The 20,033-nt window shown below is 71.5% G+C and carries 14 protein-coding genes; 2 read left to right on the top strand and 12 right to left on the bottom strand.

The features are described from left to right. Window positions 1–28: 28 nt before the first annotated feature. Window positions 29–853, top strand: a complete 825-nt coding sequence (locus SOM19_RS12290) for an MOSC domain-containing protein (protein WP_320486892.1) — start codon at window positions 29–31, stop codon at window positions 851–853. Window positions 854–893: 40 nt separating this feature from the next. Here the strand turns inward: SOM19_RS12290 and SOM19_RS12295 are convergent, their stop codons facing one another. Beyond that, complete coding sequence (locus SOM19_RS12295) at window positions 894–2,300, bottom strand: aspartate aminotransferase family protein (protein ID WP_320486893.1); 1,407 nt, start codon at window positions 2,298–2,300, stop codon at window positions 894–896. Window positions 2,301–2,448: 148 nt separating this feature from the next. Here SOM19_RS12295 and SOM19_RS12300 point away from each other — a divergent pair, with 148 nt between their 5' ends. Further along, complete coding sequence (locus tag SOM19_RS12300) at window positions 2,449–4,089, top strand: PucR family transcriptional regulator (protein WP_320486894.1); 1,641 nt, start codon at window positions 2,449–2,451, stop codon at window positions 4,087–4,089. A gap of 26 nt (window positions 4,090–4,115) precedes the next feature. Here SOM19_RS12300 and SOM19_RS12305 read toward each other — a convergent pair whose 3' ends face one another. The 11 genes from SOM19_RS12305 to SOM19_RS12355 form a co-directional block, all read right to left on the bottom strand. Next, on the bottom strand, window positions 4,116–4,466 hold the full coding sequence (locus SOM19_RS12305) for a cupin domain-containing protein (RefSeq protein WP_320486895.1): 351 nt from the start codon (window positions 4,464–4,466) through the stop codon (window positions 4,116–4,118). After that, window positions 4,463–5,896 (bottom strand): NAD(P)/FAD-dependent oxidoreductase, encoded by a 1,434-nt coding sequence (locus tag SOM19_RS12310; RefSeq protein WP_320486896.1) that lies wholly within the window; start codon window positions 5,894–5,896, stop codon window positions 4,463–4,465. The genes SOM19_RS12305 and SOM19_RS12310 overlap by 4 nt, the downstream gene beginning before the upstream one ends. A gap of 104 nt (window positions 5,897–6,000) precedes the next feature. Beyond that, on the bottom strand, window positions 6,001–7,656 hold the full coding sequence (locus SOM19_RS12315) for an amidohydrolase (protein ID WP_320486897.1): 1,656 nt from the start codon (window positions 7,654–7,656) through the stop codon (window positions 6,001–6,003). A gap of 53 nt (window positions 7,657–7,709) precedes the next feature. Next, complete coding sequence (locus tag SOM19_RS12320) at window positions 7,710–8,621, bottom strand: ABC transporter permease (RefSeq protein WP_320486898.1); 912 nt, start codon at window positions 8,619–8,621, stop codon at window positions 7,710–7,712. After that, a complete protein-coding gene (locus SOM19_RS12325) occupies window positions 8,618–9,568 on the bottom strand; it encodes an ABC transporter permease (RefSeq protein WP_320486899.1) in 951 nt (316 codons plus the stop codon). Before SOM19_RS12325 ends, SOM19_RS12320 begins: the two co-directional genes overlap by 4 nt. Continuing rightward, window positions 9,561–10,745, bottom strand: a complete 1,185-nt coding sequence (locus tag SOM19_RS12330; RefSeq protein ID WP_320486900.1) for a polyamine ABC transporter substrate-binding protein — start codon at window positions 10,743–10,745, stop codon at window positions 9,561–9,563. Before SOM19_RS12330 ends, SOM19_RS12325 begins: the two co-directional genes overlap by 8 nt. Window positions 10,746–10,811: 66 nt before the next feature. Further along, the gene (locus SOM19_RS12335; RefSeq protein WP_320486901.1) at window positions 10,812–11,984 is read right to left on the bottom strand and encodes an ABC transporter ATP-binding protein; all 1,173 of its coding nucleotides are present in this window, start codon (window positions 11,982–11,984) and stop codon (window positions 10,812–10,814) included. 268 nt (window positions 11,985–12,252) lie between these two features. Further along, complete coding sequence (locus SOM19_RS12340; protein ID WP_320486902.1) at window positions 12,253–13,056, bottom strand: DNA-formamidopyrimidine glycosylase family protein; 804 nt, start codon at window positions 13,054–13,056, stop codon at window positions 12,253–12,255. Then, on the bottom strand, window positions 13,049–17,851 hold the full coding sequence (locus SOM19_RS12345) for an Lhr family ATP-dependent helicase (protein WP_320486903.1): 4,803 nt from the start codon (window positions 17,849–17,851) through the stop codon (window positions 13,049–13,051). Before SOM19_RS12345 ends, SOM19_RS12340 begins: the two co-directional genes overlap by 8 nt. A 55-nt stretch (window positions 17,852–17,906) precedes the next feature. Beyond that, entirely contained in the window at window positions 17,907–18,089 is a 183-nt protein-coding gene (locus SOM19_RS12350; RefSeq protein ID WP_320486904.1) for a PspC domain-containing protein, read from the bottom strand. A 74-nt stretch (window positions 18,090–18,163) separates the two neighbouring features. After that, window positions 18,164–19,861, bottom strand: a complete 1,698-nt coding sequence (locus SOM19_RS12355; protein WP_320486905.1) for an ABC-F family ATP-binding cassette domain-containing protein — start codon at window positions 19,859–19,861, stop codon at window positions 18,164–18,166. Window positions 19,862–20,033: the final 172 nt, after the last annotated feature.

The raw sequence follows: 20,033 nt of genomic DNA on the forward strand, positions 1-20,033 counted from the left end.
CCGCGTCCGGCCGCGGTAGCGTTCTCGGATGCAGGTGACCCGACTCCGCGTCTATCCCGTCAAGTCGTTCGCCGGCGTCGACGTCGATTCCGCGCAGGTGCTGACCTGGGGACTCGCGGGTGACCGGCGCTGGGCCGTCGTAGATCCGCAGGGCCAGCCCGTGACGGCGCGGGAAGCGAACGCACTCCTCGGCCTCACCGCGACGGTGCTGGAGGACGGCGGTCTGCTGCTGGCCGAGCGCGACGGCGACGCGGAGCCCATGCGGGTCGCCGTCCCCACCACGGCGAGCCCCGTCCCGGTCGGCCACTCCCGTCAGGGTGAGGCGCTGCCGGCCGGCGCGGAGGCGGACGCGTGGCTCAGCACGCGGCTCGGGAGACCGGCACGGCTGGTGTGGCAGCCCGATCCCCGCCTGCGGGCGATGAACCCGTCGGTCGGAGGGCTCGACGGCGACCGCGTGAGCCTCGCCGACGCGGCGCCGCTGCTGCTCGCCAGCGAGTCCTCGCTGGCTCAGCTCGACCGGTGGACCGACGACGACACACCGCCGCTGGACATGCTCCGCTTCCGGCCGAACGTGGTCGTCGACGGTGAGCCCGACGCGCCCTTCGCGGAGGACACCTGGCCGTTCGTGCAGCTCGGCGAGGTGCGGTTCCGGGTGAGCGGCACCTGCGATCGATGCGTCATGACGACGATCGACCCCGCCTCGCTGGTGCGCGGCAAGGAGCCGATCCGCACCCTTGCGAAGCACCGCCGATGGAACGGCAAGACGTGGTTCGGCGTGTGGCTCGTGCCCGACCACGCCGCTGCACCGCCGCGATCGGTCATCGCCGTGGGTGACGCGGTGCGTCCGGGCTGAGCGCTGACGGAGGCTCGCGCGAGCGCCGCGTTCGCGGGGCTCAGCGGGCGTGCTCGTCGGCGTGCGACAGGGCACGGTCGATCACGTCCAGCCCGCGGATGAGCTCCTCCTCGGTGATGACCAGCGGCGGGGCCACGTGCAGCCGGTTGAAGTGCGTGAACGGCCACACGCCGTCTCGCTTGCACGCGGCGGCGACCGCGGCGACGGGCGCGGCATCCGCTCCGCTCGCATTGAACGGGACGAGCGGCTCGCGGGTCTCGCGGTCCTTGACCAGCTCGATCGCCCAGAACAGGCCCATGCCGCGCACGTCGCCGATGGACGGATGCCGCGTCGCCATGTCGCGCAGGCGCGGCTCGACGACTCGTGAGCCGAGGTCGCGCACGCGCTCGAGGATGCCGTCGCGCGCGAAGACCTCGAAGGTCGCGACGCCGGCGGCACAGGCGAGCGGATGACCCGAGTAGGTGAGACCGCCGGGGAAGGGCATCGTGTCGAAGTGAGCGGCGATGCGGTCCGAGATGACGACGCCGCCGAGCGGCACGTAGCCCGAGTTCACGCCCTTCGCGAAGGTGATGAGGTCGGGCACGACGTCGAACGCCTGGAACGCGAACCACTCGCCCACGCGGCCGAAGCCGACCATGACCTCGTCGGCGATGAAGACGATCCCGAACCGGTCGCACAGCTCGCGCACGCCGGCAAGGTAGCCCGGCGGCGGGACGAGGACGCCATTCGTGCCGACGATGGTCTCGATCACGAGGGCGGCGATCGTCGAGGCGCCCTCGAGGATGATGGTCTGCTCGAGGTGCTGGAGCGCCCGCTGGGTCTCCTCCTCGGGCGACGTGGAGTGGAAAGCGGATCGGTACGGGTACGGGCCGAAGAACTTCGCCACCGAGCCGTCGGCCGGCTCGTTCGGCCAGCGACGGGGATCGCCCGTCAGCGCGATGGCGGTCGAGGTGTTGCCGTGATAGCTGCGGTACATCGACAGCACCTTGCGGCGGCCGGTGACCAGCCGCGCCAGGCGCACGGCGTTCTCGTTCGCATCGGCGCCGCCGTTGGTGAAGAACACCTTCTCCATGCCGTCGGGCGCGACCTCGGCGATGCGGCGCGCGAGCTCTCCGCGCACGTCGTTGGCCATGGACGGCTGGATCGTCGCCAGGCGGCCGGCCTGGCGCTGGATCGCCTCGACCAGATCAGGGTGCCCGTGGCCCAGGTTGAGGTTCACCAGCTGCGAGCTGAAGTCGAGGTAGGAGTTGCCGGCGTAGTCCCAGAACGTCGAGCCCTCGCCGGCCGCGACCGGCAGCGGGTCGATGAGCGCTTGGGCGCTCCACGAATGGAAGACGTGACCACGGTCGTCGGCGCGCACCCGGGCATCGGCCTCGGGATCGGGGAGCGGATGCGACGCGCCACTCGGATCGGAGTACGCGGCGGGGCGGGAGAGCGTATCGGTCATGGCAGCGGCTCCAGGAGGGGGCGGTGGAGGCGAGGGAGGTTCGCGGGTGCTGTCCGGACAGATCGACCGGACGTGGTCTAGGCTGTGTGCGACCCAGCCTGTCAGAGCAGAAGAAGCGAGAACGGTGCCCGACCGTCGCGAAGATCGGATGATCCATACGGATCGTCCGATCGACAGATCAGCCCAGGAGACCCTCCCCACGGTGCGCGAGGTGATCTCCCTCGACGCCGTCGTCCAGGGGGTTCCCGAGGTGCTCGTCGGGGATGAGGCGCTCGACGCCCGAGTGCGATGGCTGCATGTCTCCGACAGCGCCGGCGTCGCCCGTCTGCTCGACGGCGGCGAGCTGCTGCTCTCGACCGGATCGTCGTGGCCGGCCGACCCCGCCGACCTCCGCCGGTTCATCGGCGAGCTCGTCGAAGCCGGACTCTCCGGCCTGATCCTCGAGCTCGGGACCCACTACCGCTACGTTCCGGCCGTCGTCGTCGAGGCGGCGCGCAACGGCGGGCTGGCGCTCATCATCCTGCACCGCGAGATGAAGTTCGTCACCCTGACCGAAGCCGTGCACGGCCGGATCATCGCCGGGCAGACCGACGCGCTCCGCGCTCGCGACGAGGTGCGCGAGCGCTTCACGGCGCTGGTGCTGCGAGGCTCACCGGCCGACTTCATCGTGCACCAGCTCGCCCAGACGCTCGGCGCCCCGGTGATCCTCGAGAATCGCGGCCACGAGGTCGTCGCGGCGGAGGTGCCGCTCGCACTGGAGGAGGAGCTCTTCACCGAGTGGGAGCTGCGATCGCGATCGGCCCACCGCCGCTCCGAGCAGCGGCGCGAGCGAGGTGCCGCGCCGGGACCCGAGGACTGGCTCATCGTGCCGGTCGAGGCACGCGGCATCCGCTGGGGAACGCTCATCGCCCTCCCCGGGCCCGACCATCCGGCCGGCCGGACAGCCGTGCTCGAGCAGGGTGCGATCGCGCTCGCGGTCGGTCGCCTGGCCGACGGCGAGTCGGACGAGTGGGGGCGCATCGGTCGCCGCCGCCTGGTCGACGGGCTGCTCGCCGGCCGCTTCGCCGGCGTGGGCGGGGCCGCCGCCCGGCTCGAGGCCGCGGGACTGCCGCTGCGGGGCGCGACGCTGTACGGCATCGTGGTCTCGGGTGCGGCCGTGCCCGCCGAACGAGCGGATGCCGCGGCCCGCGCCCTTCGCGGCCGCGCGGTCGCCGGCTCCGCCCCCGACGGGGTCGCGGCACCGGCCACGGCGATCCTGCTGTCCGTCCCGGCCGACACGGTGTTCGACGACACGGCGGCGGTGGCCTTCGCCGAATCCCTGGTCGAGCCCGGCGGCGACGCCGATCGCGCGACGGTCTCCGTCGGCCGTGCGGCCGAAGGCCTCGACGCGGCGCTCACCTCGCTGCACGATGCCGTCGATCTCGCCCGAGGACGCCGGCGCCGCTCCGGCAAGGGCCCGCACCTGCGCCGCGCCGAGAACCGGCCGCTCGTACAGCTCGTGACCGCGTTGCGCGACGACCATCGCGTGCTCGAGCACGGCGAGCGGATGCTCGCGCCCCTGATCGTGCACGACCTCACCCGCACCGGCGACCTGCTCGATGTGCTCGAGGCGATGCTCGCGCATCCGGGCAACCGCACGGCCGCGGCATCCGCATCGCACCTGTCCCGCTCCGTGTTCTACCAGCGCATCGCTCTCATCGAGCAGCTGCTGGGCGTCGACCTCGACGACGGCGAGACCCAGACCGCCCTGCACCTGGCGCTCATGGTGCGGCGCAGCGCGGGGCGCTGAGCGGGCATTTGCGCCCCGAAGCGCGGTTACGGCGCGATGTAGACCTTGCGAAGGGTCTCGCGCACCGTCCACACCGTGCGCATCCCCTCCTCGAGCCGCACGATCGACCCGGGGCGCAACTCGATCGCCGGCAGCGCGGGATCGGCGAACTCGACGGTCGCCTCGCCCGCGAGCACGACGAAGACCTCGTCCGCCTCCGCGTCCCGCATCGCGCCGGGAGTCATCTCCCACACGCCCACGGAGCGGCCGGATGCCTCGTCCAGGTCGATGTAGCGGGTCGCCGGGGAGCCCGCGATCACCTGGTCGGACGGCACGGGCTCGAACGGCGCCGGCAGGTGCGCGGCATCCGTCACCGCACCGGGGGCGAGGCGGGTCACGAGTCGAATCCCAGCCCGAGCGCGTCGAGCGTCTTGAGCAGGACGTTGCGCCGCCCGCGGTTGTGGTCGGCGCGATCGAGCGACCAGCGCGTCGCGTTGATGCCGAGCGCGGCGGCCGGCTCGGGCGGGAAGGGGAGCGGGCGCTTGCGGACCATCTCGAGCTCGGTGCGCTCGTTCGACACGCCGTCCAGCAGGTCGAGCATGACCTCGCCCGCGAACCGGGTGGAGCCGACGCCGAGTCCGGTGAACCCCGAGGCGTAGGCCACGCGACGGTCGCGCGCCGTGCCGAAGAAGGCGGTGAACTGCGTGCTCGTGTCGATGGCACCCGCCCATTTGTGCGAGAACCGCAGACCGTCGAGCTGCGGGAACGTCGTGAAGAAGTGACTCGCGAGCCGCTCCCACGTCTCGGGGCGGTTCTCGTATTCCGGGCGCACGCGCCGCCCGTAGTGGTAGATCGCGTCGTAGCCGCCGAAGAGGATGCGGTTGTCCTTCGAGATCCGGTAGTAGTGGAACTGGTTCGCCAGGTCGCCGATGCCCTGGCGGTCCTGCCAGCCGATCGAGGCCAGCTGGTCGTCGCTGAGCGGCTCGGTCATGAGCACGTAGTCGTAGACCGGCACCGTCATGAGGCGGTTGCGCTTCAGCAGCGACGGGAACACGTTCGTGCCGAGGACGGCGCGGGACGCCTCGACCCGGCCTCCGTCCGTCACGACCGTGACGCCGGCGCCGGACGGGGTCTCGATGCCCGTGGCGCGGGAGCGCTCGAAGATCTGGACCCCGCGCCCCTCGCACACCCGGGCGAGCTCGGCGGCCAGGCGAGCCGGGTGGAGCATGCCGCACGTACGCTGCTCCCACACGGCGGCGAGATACGTGGGCGAGTTGACGGATGCCCGCGCCTCGGCCTGGTCGAGGTAGACCACGCCGTCCTCTCCCTCGGCCGCCCATTCCTGCAGCCACTCGACCTGGTGCGGCTCGGTGGCGGGCGCGAGCTGACCGGTGCGCTCGAAGTGGAAGTCCATGCCGTGCTGAGCCTCGGAGGCCTCGATCGCGTCGAGGTTCTCGCGACCCAGGCGCTCGAGCAGCGGCATCTCCTTCGGCCACCGCGCCGTGCCGTTCTCGGGTCCGTGGGTGAGGCTGGCCTCGCAGAATCCACCGTTGCGGCCGGACGCCGCCCAGCCGACCCGCTGCGCCTCGATCACGATGACCCGTGCGCCCGGGTCGCGCTCCGTGGCGAGGAGGGCGGTCCACAGTCCGGTGTAGCCGCCGCCGACGACGACGAGGTCCGCGCGCTGCGTTCCGGTCAGCGCCGGGCGGTCGGGAGCGAGGCTCTCGGGGAGGTCGTCGCGCCAGAACACCGAGTGACGGGTGTCGCCGAGCGAGTGTCGGATGACGGATGCTGCCGGCCGCTGTCGTTCGAAGACGGTCGTGCCCACGGGTATCACTTCCCTGTCTGCTGTCGTCTGTCCATCCTCGCCGTCTCGGTGCGCAGAGGGGAGTCCCGTCCTGTCGGGAACCCGGGCCCCGGCCGGACGGGGTGTCAGGCGTCGGCGGCGGCGTACACGCGCCGTCCTTCGACGAACGTCTGCAGCACGCGGGTGGCGCCGATCTCCTCGGCCGGGCGGTCGAACGGGTCGCGGTCGAGCAGGGCGAGATCGGCGAACTTCCCGACCTCGATGGTGCCGGTATCGGCGTCGAGGTGGTTCACCCAGGCGGAGCCCGCCGTGTACGCGGCGAGCGAGGTCGCCAGGTCGATGGACTGCTCGGGAAGGAAGGCCTCGTAGTCCCCCTCCTCGTACCCGGGCGCCGCCGTGCGGTTGACGGCGGTATGGATTGCGGCCATCGGGTTCGGGGTCGACACCGACCAGTCGCTTCCGGCCGCGAGCACGGCGCCCGCCCGGAGCAGGTCGCCGAACGGGTACTGCCAGGCGCTCCGGGGCTCGCCCAGGAACGGCAGCGTGAGGTCGATCATCTGCGGCTCCAGGGTCGCCCAGAGGGACTGCATGTTCGCAGCGACGCCGAGCTCGCGGAACCTGGCGATGTCTTCCGGGTGCACCACCTGGATGTGCGCGATGTGGTGGCGGTTGTCACCGCGGCCGTTGCGGCCGATGGCATGCTCGACAGCGTCGAGGCACTCTCGCACGGCGCGGTCGCCGATCGCGTGGAAGTGCACCTGGAACCCCTCGGCGTCGAGCAGCGGGACCGCCTCGTTGAGGATCTCGGGCGGAACGAATGAGATCCCGGAGTTCTCGGTGAAGTGGCCGTGCCCGTCGCAGTACGGCTCGAGCATCGACGCGGTGAAGTTCTCAGCGACGCCGTCCTGCATGACCTTGACGGATGTCGCGGCGAAGCGTCCGCCGCGGTACCGCTCGCGGCGCTCGAGGATCGACGGGATCTGCTCGAGGCCCGCGGTGCGGTCCCACCAGATCGCGCCGACGACGCGGGCGGTGAGCGTGCCGGCCGCCGCCGCGGCGAGGTACGCCGGACCCGGGTCGCCGGCGTCGCCGTACGAGCCGACGATCGCGTCCTGCCACGCCGTGATGCCGTAGGAGTGCAGGTACCGCTGCCCCACGAGCAGGGCCTCGGTCAGGCGCTCCAGTGGTTCCTCGGGGAGCAGCCGGTTGACCAGGCCCATAGCCCCCTCGTGCAGCGTGCCCGACGGCCGACCGTCGGCATCGCGCTCGATGCGACCGTCGGCCGGATCGGGGGTGTCACGGTCGATCCCTGCGAGGCGGAGCGCCGCGGAGTTGACCCATGCGCCGTGCCCGTCCCGGTTCGGGAAGAACGCCGGGCGATCAGGCACCACGGAGTCCAGCGCCTGCGCGGTCGGCGTCCCGCCGGGGAAGGCGGACATCTGCCACCCGCCGCCAAGGATCCAGTCGTCATCGGGGTGCGCGGCGGCGAAGCCGCCGATCGCCTCGAGGTACTCGCTCGAGGTCGCGAAGGGGGAGAGGTCGCAGCGCAGCAGGTCCAGCCCACCCCAGACCGGATGCACGTGCGCGTCCTGGAACCCGGGGATCAGCATCCGCCCCCGCAGGTCGACGAGCTCGGTCGCGGGGCCCACGAGCGCGTTCACCTCGTCGCCCCCGACGGCGACGATGCGCCCGCCGGAGACGGCCACGGCGCTCGCGCGCGAGCGCACCGTGTTCGCGGTGAAGACCGGACCGCCGGTGAAGACGAGGTCGGCGTGGGGCATGGCGGATCCTTTGCTCTCGCGGAGGAGCTGGGTTGGTCGGCGGATGCGGGAGCTCAGCCGCCGGTCATGGTGCGGGCGATCTGCGTCGCCGAGTCGCCGGCGCGCCTGAGCACGAGGGCCACCAATGCCAGGGCGACGAGGGTCAGCAGCAGCATGATCGTCGAGACGGCCGCGATCTCGGGACGCAAGCCGGTGCGCAACGCACTGAGCACGTACACCGGCCAGGGCGTCGTGCCCGAGACCTGCACGAACGCGGCGACGACCGTGTTGTCGAGGCTCAGCGTGAAAGCCAGGAGGAAGCCGGCCAGCACTGCCGGCATCGCGAGGGCGAGCGTCACGCGGCGGAACGTCGTGAACGGGTTGGCGTACAGGTCGGCCGATGCCTCCTCGAGCTGCGCGTCCTGACCCACCATCCGCGCGCGCACGATGTACGACACCACCGCCGTCGCGAACAGCGACGACCCGACCGACAGGCGGACGATGCCGTCGTTGAACATCGAGATGCCGAGGTCCTGACCGAGGAAGACCATGAACGGCAGCAGCGCCACGGCGTCGACGATCTCCGGCGTCACCGAGACGAGCAGCAGGAGTCCGAGGAACCACCACACCCACTTGCCGGGGTGGCGGGCCATCGCGATTCCGGCGAGTGTGCCGATCACCGTCGCGATGATCGCCGCGATGAGCGCAGTGACCAGCGACACCCTCACGGCGTTCTGGATCACGGGCTTCACCACGATCGACGTGAAGGCGTCGAAGCCGAACCCGTCCCACACCGCCAGCAGACGGCCGGTGTTGAACGAGTGGATGACGATGACGATGATCGGCAGGAAGAGGAAGAGCATGACGATCACGCCCCATACGCTGAGTGCGATGTCCGACCATGCGCGCTTCGCCCGCGGGGCCTTCACACCCTCGCCCTTGCGCGGCTGAGCACGCAGCATCGTCTCGGTCGTCGTCTGAGTCATGACGCCACCTCTACGGGGGTGTTGGCGGGGGCACCCGTCGCCGCCTGCTCAGGAGCGGGACCGAGCACCAGCCGGTTGCGGGAGCGGAAGGGCAGTGAGATCAGCCAGATGATCACCGCGAACACGGCGATGGTGAGCGTGATGACGAGCATCAGGAGCACGGCCATCGCGGAGCCGAGCGCCCAGTTCTGAGCGGTCTGGAACTGGCCGGCGACGAGCTGGCCGACCATGTTGCCCTTCGCCCCGCCGAGCACGGTCGCGGTGATGTAGTCGCCCATGAGCGGGATGAAGACCAGCAGCACGCCGGCGATGATGCCCGGCTGCGACAGCGGCAGCGTGACACGGAAGAAGGTGGCGACCTTCCCGGCGCCGAGGTCCTTCGACGCCTCGCGGAGAGCAGGACCGACGCGGTCGAACGCCACGAACAGGGGGAGGATCATGAGCGGCAGATAGTTGTAGACCACGCCGATGATCACCGCGGTGCGGGTGTACAGCAGATCGAGGGGGCCGTCCAGCACGCCGATGCCCTGCAGCATCGTCGACAGCCAGCCCTCCGGCGCCAGGATCACCTGCCAGCCGATCGTGCGCACGAGGAAGTTGGTCCAGAACGGCACCAGCACCAGGGCGATCAGGATGCCACGGCGCTCCGGCTTCACCTTGAACGCCATCCAGTACGCGACCGGTGCGCCGATGGCGAAGCAGAGCACCGTGCCGATGACGCCCACCCACAGGGTGTTGCTGAACGTGGCGAAGAACGTCGGCGACATGGCTTCGGCATAACGGTCGAACGAGAGGACGTCGTTCGCGTGCGTGCCGAACACACCGGGCTTGTAGCCGAAGCTGAACCACACCACCATCGCGACGGGCGCGACGAAGAACACGAGGAGCCACGCCCATGCCGGGACGGCGAGCGCAGGCCCCACCACGCCGGCACGGCGATTACGCACCCGCGGCAGCCTTCACCTCGTTGTAGATCTCCACGCGCGTGCCCAAGGAGTCGTTGAGCACCTGCTCGTGCATGGTGTCGAGCTGCTCGGGCGTGAAGAAGATCATGTCGAGCCGGTCGACTTCGGCCTCTTCGGCCGCGGCCTGCATGTCCTTGCCGCCGACGTTGTAGCCGACCCACTCGAGGTTCGCCAGCTGGTTCTCGGGGACCATCGCGAAGTCGATGAAGGCGTGAGCGGCCTCGGGATGCGGTGCGCCTGTCGCGATCGCCCAGTTGTCCATCCACAGCTCCGTCTGCGGGCCGGGCAGCACCCACTGCCAGCGGTCGGGCTCCGAGGACTCCTGGATGCCGAGCCGCGCGTCGCCGTTCCAGGCCATGAGCAGGGCGTGCGTCCCCTGCGGGATCGTGTTCGCGCCGGCGGCGGAGTCGAACGCCGCGATGTGGGGAGCGATCTCGTCGACGAGGAAGGCGCGTGCCGCCTCGAGCTCATCGGGGTCCTCGGTGTTCCAGTCCAGGTCGTTGGCCCAGAAGTACGATCCGACGACGCCGGCGGGGTCGTCCGACATCGCCGTCTTCCCGCTCGCCTCGTTCTGCGCGGCGTCGAAGTAGTCGGCCCACGTGGTCAGCTCGCGAGTGATGACGTTCTTGTCGTAGACGTAGCCCGTCGTCCCCCACGCCTTGCAGACCGAGTAGTCGTTGGTCGGGTCCCAGGCCCGCCCGAGGAAGGCCGGGTCCATGTTGGACATGTTCGGGAGCAGATCCTTGTTGAGCTTCTGCAGTAGTCCCTGCTCGATCATCTGCGGAACGAACACGCCCGTGGGCACCACGATGTCGTAGCCCGATGTGCCCTTCGCCACGACGAGCTTGGAGATGAGCTCCTCGTTCGATCCGTACGAGTCGAGGGTGACCTTCGGTCCGAGGTCGGCGGTGAAGGCCTCGACGACCTCGGGTGCGTCGTACTCCGCCCACGTATAGACCGAGACGCTGTCTTCCAGGTCGCCGCCGGTGGCCTGAGGCTTCGGGGCCCCGCCGCCGCTGGGGGCGCATGCCGCCAGGGCGGCGGCGCTGCCGGCGATGGCGGCGATGCTGAGGAAGCGGCGGCGCGACAGCTCTCGAACGATCGTCGGGACGGATTCCTCGGGGGCGAGGATCCTGATGGGGTTGCGGGATTCGGTCATCGGAGTCTCCTGGTTCGGGTCGGGAGCCGGGTCGAGCGGATGCTGCGGCTGTGCTGTTGCGGAAAGTCAGAGCGTCGGCGGCGGGACGTAGCCGCCTTCGCGAGCCGCCTCGTCCTCGGGGAAGAGCAGCACGTGATGGGCGGCCCAGGTGCAGACGACGGTGTCGCCGACCTGAAGGGCGGGCGAGTCCGGCGTCGGGCGCCGCACGATGAGGCTCTGGTCGTCGCCGAGTCGGACCAGGTACTGCATGGTGTCGCCGAGGTGCGAGACGCCGATGAGCTCACCGCGGGTGGCGTTGGCGCCGGGCAGTGACACGGCGGCATCGTCGATCTCGATGCGGATGTACTCCGGGCGCACGGCCGCCTCGCCGAGGGAAGCTCCGGGGAGCAGCGGCTCGGAGGCCCGCACGAGAGCGTGCGGGGACGAGATCGCGGCGCCGGCTTCGGTGACGGGTCCTCGGAAGAAGTTCTGCTGGCCGACGAACGCCGCGACGTAGGCGGAGGCGGGCCGCGCGTAGACCGTGTCGGCGTCCGCGAGCTGCTCGATGCGGCCGGCGCGCATGATCGCGATGCGGTCGCTCATCGAGAGTGCTTCGCCCTGATCGTGCGTCACGAAGACGAACGTGATCCCCAGCCGCGATTGCAGGAGCTTGAGCTCGAGCTGCATCTCCTCGCGCAGCTGCCGGTCGAGCGCGCCGAGCGGCTCGTCGAGCAGCAGGACGGCGGGACGGTTGACGAGTGCACGGGCGAGAGCGACTCGCTGCTGCTGGCCGCCGGACAGCTGGGTGGGCTTGCGGTCGCCGAATCGGCGCATCTGCACGAGATCGAGCGCGTTCGTGACCTTCTCCCGGATCTCGGACTTGGGCGTGCGGCGCTGCTGCAGGCCGTAGGCGACGTTCTCGGCCACCGAGAAGTGCGGGAAGAGGGCATAGGCCTGGAAGACGGTGTTGACGTCACGGCGATACGGCGGGGCGTTGAGCACCGATCGTCCCGACACCTTGATGTCACCGGCATCCGGATGCTCGAATCCCGCGATCATGCGCAGCGTCGTGGTCTTGCCGCACCCCGACGGGCCGAGGAGCGAGATGAACTCGCCCGGCTGGATCGTCAGCGAGAGGTCGTCGACCGCGAGCTGGTCGCCGTATCGCTTGGTGATCCCCTCGAGCAGCACCGCACCGCGGCTCTCCGTCGAGCCCGGGGTGGTCGCCGGAGCCGTCTCCGCGTCAGTCGCCGTGGTCACCTGGTGAGGTCCTCCTGCTCGCGGGCCTCGCAGCGTCGCGAGGCCGGGGTGGGATGTGTGGGGTATTCAATATCGGCGGGTTCGCCCCCCGCAACGGGTCGGTCACCGAACCGGACGATTAGGGGTGTGCGAGGCTCCCGTCCGACAGTTCGTCCGGAGTTGTGTAACGGTCAGGAAACCGCGGGGTTTCGGGGCGCTCACGGCCAACCGCCCCCGGCCCGCGCGCGCGAGCCGACAGATCGTCTGTCGCGCGGATCGCGAACGCTCGCTACGCGCCGCTCGGCGCCGTCTGGCACACCGGGCACCAGAACACGATCCGCTCGCGCGTGGGGTCGGCGCCCAGCGAACCGCGGCGGATGGAGGTTCCGCAGCGACGGCACGGCCGCCCCTCGCGCCCGTACACCCATGTGCTCCGCCCGGGCCGAGTGTCACCGGTGAAGATGCGACCGCTCCGGTCGCGGTTCGCCCGGATCATGCGTGCTCCCAGGTCGATGACAGCGGCTGCGTCGATCTCGTTCGCCGAAGCCGTGGGGAGGATGCCGCGCACGAACAGGATCTCGTTCGCATACTCGTTGCCGAACCCGGCGACGTTGCGCTGGTCCTGGAGGGCGACGTGCACCGGCCGGGGGTCCGCGCCGAGGCGTCGGGCGGCTTCGACGGGATCCCAGGCAGGGGACAGCGGATCGGGCCCCAGGTGGCCCACCAGCTGCTCCTCGTCGCGCGTCGGCACCACGGAGATGTCGGCGAGGTCGAACCCCACCGTCTCCCAGGCCTCGCCGGACGGTGCCGTCGCGCCGATCACCGCCCGCGCCCGGAACGCCGCCGCGCGCCAGCGCTCGCCGCCCCGGTAGACGTGCCATTCGCCCTCCATCTTCAGGTGGGAGTGGAGCGTGAAGTCGCCGATGTGGTGGAGCAGGTGCTTGCCGCGGGACACCACGTCTCGCACGACGAAGCCGCGGAAGTCGACGGTCGCCGCCTGCGGGACGCGCAGCTCGAATCTCGTCACCTCGGCACCCGCCAGCGCCTCGTTCAGCCGGCGCGCGGTGCGGTAGACGGTGTCGCCCTCAGGCACGCGGCGATCCTGCCCCCGGGCCCGACGTCTGCGCGCCGGATGCCTGCGCCTGCCGGAGCGCCCGCTGGGCATCACCCGCCGTGAGGCGACGCAGCGTCAGGCCTCTCGGGGACTCCACGAATCCGGCATCCCGCAGCGCCCGGCCCCACCCGGTGCCGTGCACGAAAGCGCCGTTGACCTGCTCGATCGTCAGCGTGTCCAGGCGCCGGGCGCGGGCGGTGGCGGCCAGGTCGCGCGTCGCCGCGGCGATGGCACCCTCGTCCCCGGTGAACGCCAGGGCCGTCTTGCCGCCGCGCTCCAGGTAGAGCACGAGCGCGCCGTCGACGATCACGACGAGTGCCCCGGCCTTCCGGCCCGGACGGTGTCCGATCCCCTCGAGCGCGGGCCACGCCAGCGCCGCGCCGTAGGGATTGGCGGGATCGGTGGCGGCGAGCGTCACCGCGCGCAGCGGCGGTGGATCGGAGAGGCCCGCGAACTCGCGCAGGCGATCGACGGTGGCGGATGCGGCGAACTGCGCCGCGCCGAGCTTCTCGATGACGTAGCCGCGCCGGCAATGGCCGGCCTCCTCGAACCCTGCGAGCACCCGGTAGGCCTGTGCGAAGCCGCCGGGCAGACCCTCGGCCTGCACGGCCCCGCGTGTGACGACGCCGTACCGGTCGAGCAGCAGGCTCGCCGCGGCCGTCGCGCGCAGCGCCGCGTCGGCTTCGGGGGTGGCCAGCAGCGACCAGCGACCGCCGATCGCGGGAGGGCGAGGGGGAACGGATGCCGCGACCGTCCGCACTGCGGCGCCCCGGTACAGCCGCGTGCGCGGAGCCTTGCGCGAGACGCGGTGCGCCTGCGAGCCGCCGCCGACGAGCGTGCGGATCGGGGCGAACGTGTCGTTGGTGACGCGGCCTGCCCAGGTCAGCCGCCACAGCGCCTCGACGACGGAGAGCTCGTTCTCGGCGCCGGTGACCTGACGCAGCTGCGCCGCGAAGTACCCGCCGCCCGCGCTCAGCGCCGCGAGGAGCTGCTCGTCAAGGGAGCCGGGCGCGACCTCGTCCTGGGGTGGGGCGAGGGTGAGTGCCAGAGTGTCGGCCGGATGCAGCGCGACCCACCCGTCGCGCCCCGCGAGGCTGCCGTTGCCCGACCACACCACCTCGCCCGTCGCGGTCAGCTCGTCGAGCATCGACGACGAGTAGTCCGCCACGCGTGCCGGCAGGATGAGCGACTCCCAGGCGCTCGCGGGGATCGGCACGCCGGCGAGCTGCTCGATGACCGCGGCCACGCCGTCGATGCCCTCGAGCGGTCGCGTGACGTGCTGCCACACCGGGAGGAACCGGGCGTAGGCATCCTGGGGGACCGGCTCGACGCTCCCGCGGATGGCGGCGAGCGATCGCATGCGCAGGCGCCGCAGCACCTCGGTGTCGCACCACTCTGTGTCGTCGCCGGCCGTCGCCGAGCTCGGGCCGGCCGACGTGGCGGGGAGGAAGAACCCGCTCGTGATGCGTCCCTGGGACTCCAGCCGCTGCAGCGTGTGCCGTGCCACGGCAACGCCCACGCCGAGGCGCTGAGCTACGGCGTCCGCGCTGAAGGGGCCGTGCGTGCGGGCGTGGCGGGCCACCAGGTCGCCGAGCGGATCGGGGAACGGCTCGAGGAAGGCGTTGGGGATGCCGACCGGCAGCGGCACGCCGATGGCGTCGCGCAGGCGTCCGGCGTCCTCGATCGCGGCCACCCGGGCGGCGCCGGCGACGGTGACCGGGATGGCCCGTCGAGCCGCGACCAGAGCGTCCAGGAGCTCGGCCGCCTCAGCCTCGGTGGCCGCAGTATCGTCGGCCGTCGCCCGCTGCAGGCGCTCTGCGACCTCGGAGGCATCCAGCGGGCCGAGGATCCGCAGCAGGTCGGCGACGCCCTCGAGGCCGCGAGCGCGTCGCTCGGGGTCGAGCCGCTGCGCTTCGCGTTCGAACTGCGCGATCACCTCCGGGTCGAGGAGCTCCCGCATCTCGATCTTGCCGAGCAGCTCGGACAGCAGGGCAGGATCGACGGACAGCGCGGCGGCGCGCCGCTCCGCGAGCGGCGAGTCGCCCTCGTACATGAACGCGCCGACGTATCCGAACAGCAGGTCGCGCGCGAACGGCGACGGCTGGGACGGCTCGGTCTCGATCAGCCGGATGCGGCGATCGCCGATGCTCTTCGCGAGGCGGAGAAGTGAGGGAACGTCGTAGACGTCCTGGAGCACTTCGCGGAGTGTCTCGAGGATGATCGGGAACGTGGGATAGCGCCGCGCGACCTCGAGCAGCTGGGCCGACCGCTGGCGCTGCTGCCACAGCGGGCTGCGCCGGCCGGGGTTGCGCCGCGGGAGCAGCAGCGCCCGTGCCGCGCACTCCCGGAAGCGCGAGGCGAACAGCGCCGAGCCGCCCACCTCGTCCGTTACGATCTGCTCGAGCTCATCGGGCTCGAAGACGAAGAGCTCGGCACCCGGCGGCTCGGCCGTGGCATCCGGAATCCTCGCGATGATGCCGTCGTCGCTGGCGACCGCCGATCCTTCGACGCCGAGCCGCTCACGGATGCGTGCGTTCACCGCGAGCGCCCAGGGCGCATGCACCTGCATGCCGTAAGGGGAATGGAGGATGACGCGCCAGTCGCCGACTTCGTCGCGGCCGCGCTCGACCGTGAGCTGGCGATCGGTCGGAAGCGTGCCCGTCGCCTCGCGCTGCTCGGCGAGATACGCCAGCAGGTTGCCCTGGGCGTTGTCGTCGAGGCCGGCGTCGCGCAGTCGCTGCTCGGCCGTGTCCGCCTTGGCGGTCGACACCTCGCGCGAGAACTTGCCCAGCGCCTCGCCGAGCTCGGCCGGCCGGCCGATGCCGTCGCCGTGCCAGAACGGCACCTTGCCCGGCTGCCCGAAGGCGGGGACGACGTTCACCCGGTCGTGGGTGATCTCCACGATGCGCCAGCTCGTCGTGCCCAGAGTGAAGACGTCGTTGACACGGGACTCGTAGACCATCTCCTCGTCGAGCTCGCCGACGCGGGCGTTCTGGGACTCGCCGGCGACGAAGACCCCGAACAGTCCGCGGTCGGGAATGGTCCCTCCGCTCGTGACCGCGATCCGCTGCGAGCCCGGGCGGCCGGTGAGCGTGCCGTGATCGCGGTCCCAGATGAGGCGCGGACGCAGCTCGGCGAACTCGTCGGACGGGAAGCGACCTGCGAGCAGGTCGAGCGTGGCCTCGTAGGCCGAGCGGGGGAGGGACCGGAACGGCGCACTGCGCTTGAGCGTCTCGTACCAGCCCTCGACGTCGACCGGACCGAGAGCGGATGCCGCGACCGTCTGTTGCGCGAGGATGTCGAGCGGGTTCTGCGGGATCGCGATCGCCTCGATCTGCCCGGCCAGCATCCGCTCGGTGACGATGGCGGTGTGGAGCACGTCGCCGCGGTGCTTGGGGAAGAGCGCCGCGCGGCTGACTTCGCCGACCTGGTGCCCGGCGCGCCCGATGCGCTGCAGCCCCGATGCCGCGCTCGGCGGCGCCTCGACCTGGATGACGAGGTCGACGGCGCCCATGTCGATGCCGAGCTCGAGACTGCTCGTCGCCACGACGCACCGGAGGACCCCCGACTTCAGCTCTTCCTCGACCTGGGCGCGCTGTTCCTTCGACACCGAGCCGTGGTGCGCCTTGGCGAGCACCGGATCGGCGCCGGCGGTCGCGCCGGCCTGCGCCATCATGCCCGCCGGAACGGTCGAATCGGGAAGGTCGAGCCCCAGCCGCTCGGAGTAGATCTCGTTCAGCCGTCCGGTGAGCCGCTCGGCCAGGCGCCGGGAGTTGCAGAACACGATGGTCGACCGGTGCTGGACGATGCGATCGACGATCGCCTCCTCGACGTGTGGCCACACCGAACCGGTCACCTCGGTCTCACCCGCGCCAGAAGCCCGGGTCTTCCCCCCGCTCGCCGAGCCGTCGGCGAACCAGTCCTCGTCGACGGGCTCCTCGCCGGGAGTGCCCGAGTCGTCGGGCAGCGGGGCCGTGCCCGGCGGCGGCGGAGGGTTGAGCATGTCGTCGATCGGCACGACGACCTTCATGTCGAAGGCCTTGGTCGAGCGCGGTGCCACGATCTCGACCGGCGCGGAGCCGCCGAGGAATCGAGCCACCTCGTCGATCGGCCGCACCGTGGCCGACAGCCCGATGCGCTGCGCGGGTTTCTCGAGCGTCGCGTCGAGCCGCTCGAGGCTGACCGCGAGGTGGGCGCCCCGCTTGGTCGCGGCGACCGCGTGCACCTCGTCGACGATCACGGTGTGCACGCCCTTGAGCGTCTCGCCCGCCTGGCTCGTGAGCATCAGGTAGAGGGACTCCGGGGTCGTGATGAGGATGTCGGGCGGTGCCGTGACGAGGCGGCGACGGTCGCTCGAGGTCGTGTCGCCCGAGCGGACCCCGACGGTCACCTCGGGCACGGCGATGCCGAGGCGGCGCGCCGACTGCCCGATCCCGACGAGCGGCGAACGCAGGTTGCGTTCGACGTCGACGCCGAGCGCCTTGAGCGGCGAGATGTAGAGGATGCGGGTCGGCGGGGCCGCGGCATCCGCTCGGCGCTTTCTGCCGTTCTGCGCCGCGGGAGGCGCCGCCGCGTCCTTCTCCCGGAAGACGCGGTCGATGGCCCAGAGGAACGCCGACAGGGTCTTGCCCGAACCCGTCGGAGCGACGACCAGGGCGTGCTTGCCGTGCGAGATGGCGTCCCAGGCCCCGATCTGCGCATCGGTCGGCCGCGGGAAGGCGCCGCGGAACCAGTCCTGCGTGGCAGGCCCGAAGCGCTCGAGCACATCGCTCATCCCCCCATCTTGGTCGCTGGCGGCGACATCGGGGCGGGCTTGACGCGCGGCCTGGTCAGCGTTCAGCCGGGATGAGCACCCAGAGCAGCAGGTAGATCCAGATCGACAGGCCGAAGAAGACCGTGGCGAGGACGGTGAGGATGCGCACCGCCGCCACGTTCACGCCGAATCTGTTGGCCACCGCGAGGCACGCGCCGGCGATCATGCGCCCCTCGCGGGGCCGGACGAGTTGGTTCATGTGCACATCATGGCCGATCACGCCCGCGCTGGACACCCGCTCCGCTGAACGGAGCGGGTGTCCCGGCGCGACCGTCAGAGCTCGGTGAGGGTGCCGTCGTGCCCGAGCTCGAGAGTCGTGTCGATGCTCAGGCGTCCCAGGAAGGCCTCGTCGTGGCTCACCACGAGCACGGCGCCGCGGTAGGCGGCGAGGGCATCGACGAGCTGCGCGACCGTGTCGAGGTCGAGGTTGTTCGTCGGCTCGTCGAGCACGATGAGCTGCGGCGCGGGGTCGGCGAGCAGCAGCCGGGCGAGCGCGACGCGGAACCGCTCCCCGCCCGACAGCGTCGACACCGGCCGGTCGACCGCCGCGCCGCGGATGAGGAACCGCGCCAGCCGGTTGCGGAGGTCTGGCACCGGCACGGCGGGCGCGGACGCGCGGATGTTGTCGAGCACCGAGGCGTCCTCGGTGAGGCCGTCGACCCGCTGCGGCAGGTAGCCGGCGCGGTCGGTGTGCAGGAAGCCGCGGACCGAACTCAGGAGAACGGCGGTGCTCGGCGGTGTGTCGGCCTCTCGGCGGGGCGTGTCTCCTGAATCTGCCGCAGGCGCCCCGGCCGATCCGGAAACTCCGGCCGCCGACCCGGTCACCCCGCCGATCAGCCGCTCGAGCAGCGTCGTCTTTCCCGCGCCGTTCGGACCGACCAGGGCCACCCGTTCGGGTCCCTGGATCGTCCACGACCGCTCCCCATCCCCGAGCGTGGCGATGCGACGCCCGGCCGGCACGCCGGGATCGGGAAGGTCGATCTTGATCGTGTCGTCGTCGCGCACGCGTCGCTCGGCGGCGTCCAGCGCCTCGCGCGCCGACGCCTCGCGATCGGCCTTCTCTCCCCGCAGCTTGCCGGCCGAGACCTGCGCCGCGCGTTCGAGGTTGCCGGCCACGATCGGCGGCACGCGCTTCTCGTACTGCGCCTTCCGGCCCATCGCCTGGCGCCGGGCGATCGTGGTCTCGGCCTCGATCCGCTGGCGCTTCTCGCGCTTGACGGCCTGCGCCGCCGACTTCTCGGCGCGCCGGGCGGCGTCCTGCTCGGCGTCGAGCCACGACCGCCACTCCGAGTACGGGCCGCCGAACACCGACAGCTCGTTCACATAGAGCTCAGCCGTGTCGTCCATCAGCTCGAGCAGCGACACGTCGTGGCTGACCACGACGAGCGTTCCCCGCCAGCTGCGGACCATGTCGCCGAGTCGGGCGCGCGCCTCGCGGTCGAGGTTGTTCGTCGGCTCGTCGAGCAGCGCGATCGGCGCCCCGCGCAGCCGGATGCCGGCGATGGCGGTCAGCACGGCCTCTCCGCCGGAGAGCTCTCCGACGCGGCGGTCGAGCATGTCGGGCGCCAGTCCGGCCTCGGCGAGCGCCGCCTGCGAGCGCGCCTCGACGTCCCAGTCGGACCCGACCGCGTCGAAGTGGCGCGGGTCGACGTCGCCCGACTCGATGGCACGCAGCGCGGCGAGCGTCTCGGCCACGCCGAGCAGCTCGGCGACGGGGCGGTCGACGTCGAGGGTGAGCCGCTGAGGGAGGTATGCGACATCCGCCGAGGTGGTGATGTGCCCTGTCGCGGGCGTGAGCTCTCCGGCGATGAGCCGCAGGAGGGTGGACTTCCCGGAGCCGTTGCGGCCGACGAGACCGGTGCGACCTGAGCCGAACGAGCCGGAGACGTCGCTGAGGGCGGTGCTGCCGTCGGGCCACGCGAAGGTGAGGCGGTCGAGGACGATGGACGGGGTGAGGGTGTGTGCGGGCATGAGGCCTCCAGGTGTCGGACATGCGCTGACACAGAAGACGCCGATCACCCGGCGCCGGCGCAGAGCCGGCAGAGGCCGAGGAGGAGCGGCAGGATCGACGGTCAGCGCGGAATCGGAGCGCCGGCACGTCGAGCGATCGACGGAAGCGGCGCGATTACAGCGCGGTCGCGAC

Source organism: Microbacterium sp. CFBP9034 (assembly GCF_034045255.1).
In the GTDB taxonomy this organism is placed as follows: Bacteria; Actinomycetota; Actinomycetes; order Actinomycetales; family Microbacteriaceae; genus Microbacterium.